The organism is Siminovitchia fortis (assembly GCF_007681465.1).
In the GTDB taxonomy this organism is placed as follows: domain Bacteria; phylum Bacillota; class Bacilli; order Bacillales; family Bacillaceae_C; genus Siminovitchia; species Siminovitchia fortis.
The window spans coordinates 1-12,637 of sequence record NZ_VEKZ01000012.1 but is presented as its reverse complement, the minus strand read 5'-3'; the positions used below and the strand labels follow the sequence as shown (position 1 = coordinate 12,637).

Below are 12,637 nucleotides of genomic sequence, written 5' to 3'. Positions count from 1 at the left end.
AACTTTAAGTTCAAGGGACAACATGATCCCATGCCCGTATATCATCAAGTCAATATATTTGTATGATGTTGTCCTAATCAAATATAACTTCAATAATAAAAATCCTTCTTCCACAGTATATTTTGCAGAAGAAGGATTATGACTATTTCCCCATATAAACAGGTTCATTGTTTTTATCAACTGTATAGGGCATTGAAAAAGCAGGTACGACAGGGGAATCTTTATAAAGTATCTTTCTTATATCATCACCCGGTGAAAAATCTTCCTTTTCATCTTTCATAGCCTGATAGAGATCAGAAATATAATCAACATAAATTTCGCCTTTTCCGTTAATTACAAACGGCAGATTATTGTTCGTATATGGTGATATATAATACTGTTCCTCTTTGTATCCCAATTTTTTCTGATCAATAGAATAGACGTTATCCGCGATCTTTTCTTTAAAAGGGGGATAGCCCTGCGACTGGATCCGCATGTAAAACTCATTTACTTTTTCCGCCAGCCTTACATCAAAAACTTTCACTGTCGGATTTGTCTCCACATCAATTAAAACATATTGAAAAACCCCGCCGCTTTCATAGGCATTCCCGGGAGGCGCCTCCAAATATTTTGGTGCCAGCCTTTTAAAATCAATGAGATATTTTTGATAAATAGGCGTGTCCGCTTCTTTTGTTTTGATCGGCAGCAAGCCTCCGGTGTCTTCCTGGAATTGTTCAACAGATCGTTGAACGCTGGCGATTTGTTCTTCATATGGCCTTTTGTTTTCAGCCTTCCTTTCCTGCGGATAAAAGCACCCGCCCAAAAGCATAGCAGCAACAATTAAATATAATCCTGCCATCCATCTTTTCAATGATTGGCTCACTCCTTATCTGTCTTATATGGCGGCAGTATCTTTAGCCCGTCGGTCCTGTCAAAACAACAAAAAGCATGAGGAGCCCGCCGACGATCATAAATGCCCAGGCGGCAAGGGCTGTAATCACTTTAAAAAACCCTTTGTTCAGTTTAAATCGGCTTATGTAAATAGTCAGCATCGCAAGAGCCAACAGTCCCATTGCCACTATGGAAATCCACATTTTTTGCATTGATACAGACATTTTTTTCCCTCCATCAACGAGTAACTCGAAATTATTATAGCATACTGACAGCAATAGCCATCGCACAAAAAAATGAAGCAATAATTTTTGCTTCAAAAAGTAAATGAGACATTAAATACCCTGTCCCCCCGGTTATGCGAATGTTCTCCCTAACAGCATATGACTTTTTCAAAATAACGCATCATCCGTGTGCCTAGTTGATTATTTTTGTTCCATTTGTTCACTCAATATATCGACCAGGTCTTCCATCTCATTCTTTTTTAACCGCTGCATCAACTGATCAACGGCTTCCTTCGGATTCACGCCATTAAATAAAACATTATACAATGCCTCTGTAATGGGCATGTTCGTTTCATATTTTTCCGCAAGCTGATGGGCGGCTTTCGTTGTACGGACCCCTTCGACGACCATTCCCATGCTTTCCAAGACTTCATCAAGGTTCTTCCCTTTTCCGAGCATGTTGCCGGCTTTCCAATTTCGCGAATGCACGCTTGTACATGTTACGATCAAATCCCCAATTCCCGCCAAGCCGGAAAATGTCAGCGGGTTGGCTCCCATTTTCGTGCCGAGCCGTGAAATTTCAGCAAGTCCTCTTGTGATCAGAGCCGCTTTGGCATTATCTCCGTAACCGAGACCATCCGATATTCCTGCCGCAAGGGCAATGATGTTTTTCAAAGCCCCGCCGATTTCCACTCCAAGCAAATCGGGATTCGTGTAAACGCGGAAATGCTGATTCATGAACAAATCCTGAACTTTTTCCGCGGCAGCCATATCCTTGGAAGAAACCGTAACGGTTGTGGGATGGCGCAGGCTTACTTCTTCGGCGTGGCTTGGACCCGACAAAACCACAACAGCTTTTAACAGTTCTTGCGGAACCTCTTCTTCAATCATTTCCGAAATTCTTTTAAGTGAATCTGGTTCAATGCCTTTGCTCACATGAACAAATGTCATTGGAGTACCTATAATCTTGATGATATTCCTCATTGTTTCCCTTATGGCTTTGGTAGGGACGGCAATGATAGAGGTGTCTGCCCCTTCAAGTGCCTTCTGCAAAGAATGAAAGCCCGTAATATTGTCCGGAAGGGTAATTCCAGGCAAATATTTATGGTTTGTCCTGCGGTCATTTATTTCCGCCTGTTGTTCTTTGGAGCGCATCCACAGATTGACCTGATGCCCGTTGTCCGCCAGCACAAGCGCCAATGCCGTTCCCCAGCTCCCTGCTCCGATAACGGCAATTTTCTTTTTATCCTTTGCCACATCTTTCACCCGTTTCGTGATTATTTTCTCTTCCGTGCAATGATTTTTAATGGCGTTCCTTCAAAAGTGAAAGCCTGCCTGATTGTGTTTTGAAGAAACCTCTCATATGAAAAATGCATAAGTTCCGGATCATTTACAAAAACAACAAAGGTAGGAGGCTTTACCGCAACCTGGGTTGCATAATAGACTTTAAGCTTCCGTCCCTTATCGGAAGGAGCGGGATTCATTGATACGGCATCCAATATCACTTCATTCAACACACTTGACTGCACCCTCATTGAATGGTTTTCGCTGACCATTTGGATGGCCGGCAACAATGTACCGAGACGCTGGCGTGTTTTTGCCGATAAGAACACGATTGGTGCATAATCGAGAAATTGGAACTGGTCCCTGATCTCCTGTTCAAATTTCCTCATCGTTTTTTCATCTTTTTCCACTGCGTCCCATTTATTGACGACAATGATAATGGCTCTTCCCGCATCATGGGCGTAGCCTGCAATCCTCTTGTCCTGTTCGCGTATTCCTTCCTCCCCGTCCAAAACAACTAGAACCACATCGGAGCGTTCGATCGCCTTCAGGGCTCTTAAGACACTGTACTTTTCTGTCTTTTCGTAGACCTTCCCTTTTTTTCTCATGCCGGCCGTATCGATAATGACGTAGTCTTGGCCGTCATATCTGTATACCGAATCAATAGCATCCCTGGTTGTCCCCGCTACCGGGCTGACAATCACTCTTTCCTCTCCAAGAAGAGCATTCACCAAAGAAGATTTTCCAACATTTGGCCTTCCGATCAGGCAAAATTTCACAACATCCTCTTCATACGGTTCACTCTTTTTTTCAGGAAACTTGTTCACTACTTCATCGAGCATGTCGCCAAGCCCCAACCCGTGGGAACCCGAAATAGGAAACGGTTCGCCGAAACCCAATGAGTAAAATTCATAAATATCGGCTCTCATTTCCGGGTTGTCCACCTTGTTTACGGCTAAAACGACCGGTTTCTTTGACCGGAACAAGATCTTTCCCACCTCTTCGTCGGCGGTTGTAACACCTTCCCGCCCATTGACAATAAATATGATGACATCCGCTTCCTCAATCGCAATTTCGGCCTGCTGCCGGATCTCTTCCAAAAAAGGAGCGTCACCAATATCAATCCCGCCTGTGTCAATGAGATGAAACTCGTTTGTCAGCCATTCACCGGTTCCATATATTCTGTCTCTCGTCACACCAGGTTCATCTTCCACAATCGAAACTCTTTCGCCGACAATCCTGTTGAAAATCGTTGATTTTCCAACGTTCGGTCTGCCGACAATTGCCACTGTCGGTAAAGCCATTCTCATCACTCGCTTCAAACATATTATCTATCATTCATGCCGGTATAAGCCGAGCATCTATTCCACTAAATTCCTTTTTCATCGTATCACAGTGTATAATCATGCGCCAATAAGAAAAGCGCAAGCGCCTTGCCCATCGACGTACAGACTGGAGTGCCTCCGACGAGATAAAGGAAACACGGCGAGGAACGAGCCGTTGTTGACTTATCGTAGGAGGAGGCGCGAAGTCTGCTAGTCGATAGGCGCTGGAGCTAGACAACAAAAATCTTTGTTCAAAATTTTAAAGCTAAAAATTCTTATGCTTTCTTACTCAATAAGAAAAGCAGAAGGCGGCCGCCTAGGGGCGACAAGCGCTGCAGGGCACTTCGGTGAAGGCGTCTTTTGACTTCATAATATTGATCATAATGATGCCCGGTCAATGAACCATTTGCTTTTTCCCCTTGACTTTTCCCTCGAGAGACCGTTTAGCCGCAAACAGAATCCTTCCCGCCGCATGCACCGTTAAAAGGGCTGAAACAGTTAAGGCAAATACATCCAAATATTCATTGGAACCTATCGTATAAGGAATCTTCCACTTTGATAAGAAGACCGACAGGAACACTTCCCCATGCAAAGACCCGATGACAACGGCGGCATACCGGTATAGAAGGGAGGCGGGGTACAAAACCCATCCAATCATGAAAAGGCCTCCGGACAGCAAGATTTTCCGGTCAACCAACACCCATACCGGATCATAGAGTTCAAGGAGATAAAATCCGGCATATCCAAACATAATGATCATAACAGAAAAAAATAAATAAATCTTTTTTAACCACGTTCCTTGATATACAAGCCAATAAGCCGAAAATAATAGAAGAAAAGAGGAAGCGCCGATATGAAAAGAATAAATTGCAAATGATTTGGTGTGCAATATGATCAGCATCAATGAGACGATTGCAGCAGGGAAACGGAAAGGGTCATTTTTATCCAAAATAAATGTCGCGATAATCCAGATCCCCCAAGCCACAAATAAAAATAAAATACCCGGCATAAAAATCACCTCCATTTTTTCCATTATGGGAAAGAAAATGAAGGTTTAATCATACAAAAAGCGCAAATCCCGGCGGCAAGCCCCCAGCAAGAAAAACAACCTTCCGTCAAAAACGGAAGGCCGGCATTATCATTCCTTATTAAAGTCTTTCAATTTATCGCCAATCATATCGCTAAGCTGGAACCCTTTCGTTTCTTCCGGGGCTTCGTATTCCTGCTGTGTATTGTCCTCTTCAAGCTCCTTCATGCTAAGGGACATGCGCTGCTCCTGTTCGTTCGTATCGAGCACTTTCACCTTAACGGTCTGACCCTCCTGGAGAACTTCATGAGGCGTTCCGATATGTCTATGGGAGATTTGCGAGATATGGACAAGCCCTTCTACACCAGGAAAGACTTCTACGAATGCGCCAAATGAAACAAGTCTTTTCACAGTCCCTTCCAGAACTGCACCCCTTGGGGCTTTTTCGGCAATATCCGTCCATGGGCCGGGAAGTGTTTCTTTGATGGAAAGAGAGATTCTTTCATTGTCTTTGTCTACAGAGAGGACTTTAACCTCCACCTCGTCACCTTCGCTTACAACATCCGAAGGCTTTTCGACATGATGATGGGCAAGCTGGGAAATATGGACCAATCCGTCAACTCCGCCGATATCAACGAAAGCGCCGAAATCCGTAATTCTTTGAACGGTCCCTTTCATTGTTTGGCCGACTTCCAATTTTTCAAGAAGGTCCTTTTTCTCCTTCTCTTTCTCTTCTTCCACAACCGCACGGTGTGAAAGAATCAGGCGATTCTTCTCCTTATCGAGCTCGACAATTTTAAAAGAGAGCGTTTTTCCTTGGTAACCGCTGAAATCCTCAACATAATAGTCTTCCACCAAAGAGGCAGGGACAAATCCCCGAACGCCCAGATCAACAACAAGGCCGCCTTTGACCACCTCATTCACTTCTGCCTCGAACACTTCATTATTCTCGAAGCGCTTTTCCAATGTGTCCCATGCATTTTCGGCATCTACTTTCCGCTTGGAAAGAACGAGGAGCTCTTCCTCTACCTTTGTAACGATCAAATCAAGTTCATCTCCTTCGGAAACTACATCAGATGCTTTTTCCACATGGAGACTGGAAAGTTCGCTTATTGGAATTATTCCATTCAGCTTGCTGTTATCAATATCCACAAGCACTTGTTTTTCTTCGATTTTAGTTACTGTTCCTTTTACTTTGTCGCCTTCAGCAAATGATTCCACTTCAATATTGTTCATATCCTCTGACACTGTTTACTCCTCCTATCCAGCTAATGAAATCGTGCAAGAATTCATTTCTCTTTAGTTCATTTTGAAAGAAATGAAAAAACCCTCACATTTTTATAAATTCATCTTGTTATAAACTTCTTATAAATAAGGCCCTTTGTCAAGCAATACACGTCAGTCCTGATGAGTGTCGATTATTTTTTTTATTTCGCCCATTATGATCTCTGTGGCATCCTCCACAGAGATTTTTTCTTTTTTTAGCCCGGTAAAATCAATCGGTTTGCCATATACGACCCTCAACTTTTTGAAAGGCTTATAAGGGCCTATAATTGCGCATGGGATGATTTCAGCGTCGGACCTTAATGCAAAAAATCCTGCACCGGCAAGTCCCTTCCCGATTTTCCCGGTTTTGCTGCGTGTCCCTTCGGGAAAAAGGCCCAGGACTTCTCCTTCTTTCAACAGGGACAACCCTTTCCTTAAGGCCCCCCGGTCGCTCATCCCTCTTTTTACCGGAAAAGCTTTGACATTGGGCAGAATCGATTTAAGGATAGGAACCCTGAACAACTCTTCTTTTGCCATAAAAGAAACCGGACGCGGGCAAGTGATGCCGACAACAGGGGGATCGAGATTCGAAATGTGGTTCGTACACAAAAGGACTCCGCCGGATTTTGGGAAATTTTCAATCCCTCTCACTTCGATTCTGTAAAGCGGCCTTAAAATACTGTTTACCACTGTTTTAGAAAATTGATAAAAAGTCACGGCCGCTCGATCCTTTCTTTCGCCAAGGCAATGATACGTGCAGCCACTTCCGCAATAGAAAGCGATGATGTATCGATTTCAACAGCATCATCCGCTTTTCTGAGTGGGGACACTTCCCGTTCGGAATCTTTTTTATCGCGGAGTATGATCTCTTCTTTCAATTGAGCCAGATTTGAAGGAAAGCCTTTTTCCAAATTCTCTTTGTGGCGGCGCTCAGCACGGATATCAACACTTGCCAGCAGAAAAATTTTCAGCTCGGCATTAGGCAATACTTTCGTACCTATATCTCTGCCATCCATTACCACTCCGCCTTTTTTACCCAGCTGCTGCTGCCGGTAAACCATTTCTTCGCGAATTGACCCATGCGCCGCGATAATGGAAACACTATTAGTCACATTCGAATCTCGAATCTCCTCAGTGACCTCTTTCCCATCAAGAAAGACCGCCTGGCTGCCGCTTTCCTGCTTCAACTCTATATTGGTGCCTTTAAGTAGCCGGAACAGAGCCTCTTCATCGTGGATATCTGTCCCTTCCATCAATGCCTTATAGGTAAAGGCCCTGTACATGGCACCCGTATCAATGTATATGTATGAGAGCTTCTCTGCGACTATCTTCGCCACAGTGCTTTTGCCGGCTGCTGCCGGTCCATCGATGGCTATGCTGATTTTCTTTGTCAACCTGTTCACCTGCTTGTCTGTTTATGTACCACCACTTATTTTACCATAAATGGAAACAGACTATGGCATTGATTTACTTAATCAAACAAAAATGAAGACAGGAAAACTTGCCTTCATTGATCGTCAAATACATCCAGCTTTTTTTCTTCCATGTCTGCACCCACCCCTTCGTACAAATAAATTTTATTCAAACTTTTAATAAGCGGGGTCCGGGTTAAAAAACCTTGTACGATAATAAGGATCAAAAGGTGGAAGACGATAATCTTATAAAGGATTCTTTCAAACATATTCTCGTTCCTCGTTTTTTCTTAGTATGTGAAAAAACGGGAAATTTATTCCTGTTTACCTATCAAGCCTTTCTTACGGTCGGAAAGCTGTTTTTCAAAACAAAAGCGGGTGAGCAGCCGCTGATCGGCGAGGGATGGCTCTATATATTTAAGAGACATGAGACTCAGCCTGTTTTTTGGGAATATTCGAATTACTTCACATAAAAAAGTTAATTGGAGCTGTTCCCCGGATCCCATCTGGATTGACAGTTCAACAGTGCCGGATTCAGCTGGCCGAATTTTGACACCGGGAGGCAAAATGGCTGCGCATCCCCCTGCACTGATGTCACTTGTTAACGTTGTGAATTTTTGGCCTGAATCGGGAAAGTCAAACATGGCGTGGACTGCCGCATTCACCCTGACATATTCACGGCGCTGGATTTTATTGAAAAATTTTTCTTCAGGCAAAAATAATTCAACCAATGGAACAGTGCTTTTTTGTACGCCTATGACTTCCGACTCAAATGAATACGCATTGGAACTGTCGCCAACAAAATTAACCACGACCTTAGTCCCGGAAGGCAAAAATGCAGGCTTGCTATCCGCAACACTTAGAGGATAATAAATGCACAGCTTCTCTTCAAACAAATCAGCCACTTTACTCTTGTATTTTTTTACAATCCCGTTATTGTCTGTCTCAATAGTCAAATCCATTCCAATTGACAACATAATCATACACTTCCTGTTCATTCCAATGATTATATTATACATGATTTGTGAGCGTTTTCCACTAAAAAAAGCAGCCTGGCCAGGCTGCTTTTTTTTTATAATACATCTTCATAAACGGGTTCCGCATTTTTCAATTTATCAACTTTTTCCTCGACCCCATTTTCAGCATTGATATACATACGGTATGTGTCACGGTCCATTGTACCCATAAATTCATAACAAAGCACTTCATTGCCAAGATTGTTTACAATGACAGCTTTCCTGTTTTCCAGAACCTTAAGATCAGGGTTTAACTTTGCCTGTGCTTCCTCCAAAGTGAGATCCGGTTCCGGGAGTTTTCTTTTCTTGCTTCCTTTCAAATAGTCATCCGCAGCAAATCCGATGATTTGCCCATTGTCAAGGGCTACTTTCACTTTGATCGACTCCGGATAAATCCTGACTCCGTCCTGGTTCGTTACGTATGTAAACAACCCGACGGAATCATACTGTATACTTTCTGACATTTCGAGATCCTTGTAATCATGCCTTTTTAGAAAATCATCAGCTTTGTTCATAGCCTCATTCAAGCTGATTTGCTGGTTAGACACTTCCCTCGTATCAATGAACCAGATCGGATAACCACCTTTTTTTGTTACATCCATCGTAGCTTCATGCCCCCTGTCGTTGGCAAGCACGACATTGTAAAATCCAAAAGAAGATCCTTTCCTGTTTTCAGTGACTTCCACCTTTTTCGGCTGGTTAATCCCGCTGTATTTTTTGGCCAGGGCAATCGCATCATTTTTTGATATCTTTTCCCCTTTTAAATGCTCATAGTTTTCATCACGCTTTTGAAAGCTTACAACTGATGGATTTTGAAGGTTTTTTTCATCATAGCCCTCTGCATGCTTTTCAACCGTTTTAAATCCGTCAATAATCGTATTATCGGCCGTTTCCTTTCCCGAGGCCAGCGCGAGTTCAACATCCATCCAACGAAGATTGTTTTTTAAAGTGAGGTGCTGGACTTTTCTGAGCTCATCCTTTATCTTTCCGCTTTGCTTGTATAAATTTTTCAAAGTCTTTTGCTCATCTTTTGACAACGGTTCATCATCCAAATTCCGGACAGCTGTCCTATAACTGAACGTACCGATATTTGACAGGAATTCCTCCGTCTTATTAAAAGGCAGCAGAGTAAGGGGAAGCTGCCCAACCTGGCTTCGGGCATCAGAGGAGATCCGCCATACATCCGCCAGAGCGGGAGATAAAGATTTGCTTGAATTCATCGCAATTGTCCCGCCAAGCTTTTCGTGCAGCAAATCCATCTGATAGCTCAAATCATGGAATGCCCTCTGGTAATTGTTTTCGGCGTTAATCAATATCGTATTTTTATCCTGATGCTCCTGGTAGCCCCAGACCCCTGCCCCGACTACAGCGACCGTTAATATGACAATTAATATGTTTCTGATCATAGCCTTTTCACCTCCGTCAACTGCAGAATATATGTTTACCGATTTTCTTTATTTGCGGCCTGGACCAAATCCATGCACTTGTGGCCGTATCTGGATTGAAGTAGTAAAGCGCGTTGCTCGACGGGTCCCAGCCATTGATCGCATCCAAAACGGCTTTTTTGGAAGTTTCGTTGGGTTCCAGCCAAATTTGTCCATCAGCGACAGCGGTAAAAGCACCCGGTTCGAAGATGACCCCAGAGACCGTATTCGGAAAAGAAGGGCTGTTCACTCTATTTAAAATGACCGCAGCTACAGCAACCTGGCCTTCATATGGTTCTCCCCGCGCTTCACCATGTACGGCATTCGCCATGAGCTGGATGTCATTTTGCGAGAAGCCTGCGGGCGTATTGACTGCCGTGGGCTTTGAAGCGGCACCTCCGCCTTGCTTGCCCTTTCCACCATAATAGGTGAAGTTTTTCCCCTTATTTACTTGTCCTTTCACGTATTGTTTATCATATTTGGATGCTTTGACCAATTTTGCTTTTGTACTTTCTCCGGCAAGGCCGTCCACTTTAAGGCCAAAATTGTTTTGGAAATTTCTCAGTGCCCAGTACGTACCCCAACCGAAAACACCGTCTATTTTTCCATGATAATACCCAAGATATTGAAGCCTGGCCTGGAGTTCGATCACATCGTCCCCAACTGCACCTTTTTGTATGACTTGGTTGGTGAACGCCTCTGTTTTTACCCCCGGGGAGGCTGTTATTGCGATGGAACACAAAAAAACAACAATCACCATTTTGCTCCATGTGGCATACTTCATGCTGTAACCCTCCACAAATGAATTTTCATGCCTATAGTATTTGAATTTGAAGCCTAATTATTCAATTTTGATTCATAAGATAAACTCGACTTTCCAGCCAAGTAAAGGCAAGTAGGGGAAGCGGGGTGCCATTCCCCTTCGGGTCCAAAATAAAAACGCATCCGCCTTGATCAGACAGATGCGTTTTTTTCCTGTATTTTTCTGCCGTAAAACTTTTTTGTCAGCAGATGGGCATGTTTGACTTTGCGCAAACCGAGCCACCATAAAAACAGCATGAACGGGAGAATAAAATAAAGCCAATTTTTCTCGGAAAATAAAATAAAATCATATAGTCCATGTAATACGAAGGGCACAAAAAAGGAATAGAAGAGCCATCGTTTTTGGGATTTGTCCGTTTGGAATTTGGCCTTTCCCAAATAATAGCCCATGATAACGCCAAATAGGGCATGGCTTGATACAGGCAATAATGCGCGTCCGAGTGCAAAGCCCACCCCATTTGCAGCCAGGTACAAAATATTTTCGATCGTTGCAAATCCAAGGGAGATGCTTGCCCCATATACGATTCCGTCAAAAGGTTCATCAAACTCGGCATGCTGATAAATGGCAAAGAAAAGCACAAACCATTTAAAGAACTCTTCGAATAATGCAGCGGATAAAAACGCCGACAGAAGGCTTCCCTGAATAATCTCTTCCGCAGACATGATATATTGTATAAACATAATTGGAAAAGTAATGACAGCACCCATTAAAAATGTCTTGAATACCGTCAAAATAGGCTCCTGTCCAAATTGATCCCTTAAATAAAAATAACTTAACAGAGCTAACCCCGGGGCAACACCAGCTGAAACGACCACCAGCATACACAGCCCTCTTTCTTTTTCATTTCTTCCATCGTATCATGGAAGATAGAGTTTGAACATGCAAAATTGCAGTAATTAGCGCGGGAGTTGAGAAAATGAAACATATACTTGTCATCCATACAGGCGGGACCATCTCAATGGAAACAGATGCCGAAAATAACACAGTAAATATTGGCGATGTCAATCCGTTGACAAGGGCAACGGAAGACCTTCGCAAGCTTGCCCGCCTCAGCGTAATGGAGCCGCTGCATAAACCATCCCCACATATAACGATAAACGATATGCTGGAAATCAAGCACTTGATCGAGTCGGAATGTTCAAGAAGGGATATTGACGGAGTCGTGATTACTCATGGAACAGATACGATGGAAGAAACGGCTTTTTTTCTTGACCTGACCCTTGAAACCGACGTGCCGGTCATTATGACCGGCGCCATGAGGTCCAGCAATGAACCCGGATCAGATGGATTATATAATTTTATGGCGGCTATTCGTACAGCTGTCCATCATGCATCCGCGGGAAAAGGCTTGCTGGTCGTTTTCAATGATGAGATACATACAGCCAGGGAAGTGACAAAAGTTCACACATCAAACGCTGCAGCCTTCCAAAGTGCGATAGCCGGTCCGATTGGAGCAATAACGAATAACGCTGTCAGTTTCCATTATGATCCCTTGCCGCAGCTTAAAATAAAAGTAAAAGAAATCACAAAGCGCGTCGGGTTGATTAAGGCATACGCGGGAATGGATGCCGCCCTTCTAAATGCTTTATGTGAATGGAAATACGACGGAGTCGTGATAGAAGCGCTGGGTCAGGGAAACCTGCCCCCTGATGCTGTCGATGGGGTTGTCAGATTGCTCTCCAATGGAATCCCGGTAGTGCTTGTTTCAAGGTGTCCGAAGGGAACTGCACAGGATACTTATAGTTACCCGGGCGGCGGCAGACAATTAAAGGCGCTTGGTGTGATTTTTTGCGAAGGGCTGAACGGGCAAAAAGCACGGCTGAAACTGCTTGCAGCGCTAATGCAAACGGATAAAATAGAAATACTGAAGGATAAGTATTTTTCCGCCTGATTATCCGCCTTCATAAGAAAAGCGCAAGCGCCTTGCCCATCGACGTACAGACTGGAGTGCCTCCGACGAGATAAA

Annotated in this window: 14 protein-coding genes; 1 reads left to right on the top strand and 13 read right to left on the bottom strand. The window is 43.6% G+C overall.

Annotation, left to right across the window (positions count from 1 at the left end):
• Positions 1 to 142 precede the first annotated feature (142 nt).
• From FS666_RS06075 to prsW, 13 genes are all read right to left on the bottom strand, one after another.
• On the bottom strand, positions 143 to 850 hold the full coding sequence (locus FS666_RS06075) for a YphF family lipoprotein (RefSeq protein WP_244943856.1): 708 nt from the start codon (positions 848 to 850) through the stop codon (positions 143 to 145).
• 43 nt (positions 851 to 893) lie between these two features.
• Positions 894 to 1,094 carry a DUF2768 domain-containing protein gene (locus FS666_RS06070; protein ID WP_120068068.1) on the bottom strand — a complete coding sequence of 67 codons (201 nt, stop codon included), beginning with the start codon at positions 1,092 to 1,094 and terminating at the stop codon, positions 894 to 896.
• 201 nt (positions 1,095 to 1,295) lie between these two features.
• Positions 1,296 to 2,360 (bottom strand): NAD(P)H-dependent glycerol-3-phosphate dehydrogenase, encoded by a 1,065-nt coding sequence (locus FS666_RS06065; RefSeq protein WP_390614443.1) that lies wholly within the window; start codon positions 2,358 to 2,360, stop codon positions 1,296 to 1,298.
• Positions 2,361 to 2,371: 11 nt separating this feature from the next.
• Positions 2,372 to 3,682: a ribosome biogenesis GTPase Der gene (der, locus tag FS666_RS06060; RefSeq protein WP_120068072.1), complete on the bottom strand. Its 1,311-nt coding sequence runs from the start codon at positions 3,680 to 3,682 to the stop codon at positions 2,372 to 2,374.
• 415 nt (positions 3,683 to 4,097) lie between these two features.
• Positions 4,098 to 4,712 carry a YphA family membrane protein gene (locus tag FS666_RS06055; protein WP_120068075.1) on the bottom strand — a complete coding sequence of 205 codons (615 nt, stop codon included), beginning with the start codon at positions 4,710 to 4,712 and terminating at the stop codon, positions 4,098 to 4,100.
• A 129-nt stretch (positions 4,713 to 4,841) separates the two neighbouring features.
• Complete coding sequence (gene rpsA / locus FS666_RS06050) at positions 4,842 to 5,978, bottom strand: 30S ribosomal protein S1 (RefSeq protein ID WP_120068078.1); 1,137 nt, start codon at positions 5,976 to 5,978, stop codon at positions 4,842 to 4,844.
• Positions 5,979 to 6,128: 150 nt separating this feature from the next.
• Complete coding sequence (locus FS666_RS06045; RefSeq protein WP_144461119.1) at positions 6,129 to 6,713, bottom strand: lysophospholipid acyltransferase family protein; 585 nt, start codon at positions 6,711 to 6,713, stop codon at positions 6,129 to 6,131.
• Positions 6,710 to 7,390: a (d)CMP kinase gene (gene cmk, locus FS666_RS06040; RefSeq protein WP_144461120.1), complete on the bottom strand. Its 681-nt coding sequence runs from the start codon at positions 7,388 to 7,390 to the stop codon at positions 6,710 to 6,712. The genes FS666_RS06045 and cmk overlap by 4 nt, the downstream gene beginning before the upstream one ends.
• 113 nt (positions 7,391 to 7,503) lie before the next feature.
• Entirely contained in the window at positions 7,504 to 7,677 is a 174-nt protein-coding gene (locus tag FS666_RS19710; RefSeq protein WP_164876237.1) for a DUF5359 family protein, read from the bottom strand.
• A 45-nt stretch (positions 7,678 to 7,722) separates the two neighbouring features.
• Positions 7,723 to 8,385, bottom strand: a complete 663-nt coding sequence (locus tag FS666_RS06035) for a flagellar brake protein (protein ID WP_186306519.1) — start codon at positions 8,383 to 8,385, stop codon at positions 7,723 to 7,725.
• Between the two features lie 95 nt (positions 8,386 to 8,480).
• Positions 8,481 to 9,830: a germination protein YpeB gene (ypeB, locus tag FS666_RS06030; RefSeq protein ID WP_144461122.1), complete on the bottom strand. Its 1,350-nt coding sequence runs from the start codon at positions 9,828 to 9,830 to the stop codon at positions 8,481 to 8,483.
• 16 nt (positions 9,831 to 9,846) lie between these two features.
• The gene (gene sleB / locus FS666_RS06025) at positions 9,847 to 10,632 is read right to left on the bottom strand and encodes a spore cortex-lytic enzyme (protein WP_144461123.1); all 786 of its coding nucleotides are present in this window, start codon (positions 10,630 to 10,632) and stop codon (positions 9,847 to 9,849) included.
• Between the two features lie 170 nt (positions 10,633 to 10,802).
• Entirely contained in the window at positions 10,803 to 11,492 is a 690-nt protein-coding gene (gene prsW, locus FS666_RS06020; RefSeq protein WP_144461124.1) for a glutamic-type intramembrane protease PrsW, read from the bottom strand.
• Positions 11,493 to 11,587: 95 nt separating this feature from the next.
• Here prsW and FS666_RS06015 point away from each other — a divergent pair, with 95 nt between their 5' ends.
• Positions 11,588 to 12,562, top strand: coding sequence for an asparaginase (locus FS666_RS06015; protein ID WP_144461125.1), 975 nt, complete (start codon positions 11,588 to 11,590; stop codon positions 12,560 to 12,562).
• Positions 12,563 to 12,637: the final 75 nt, after the last annotated feature.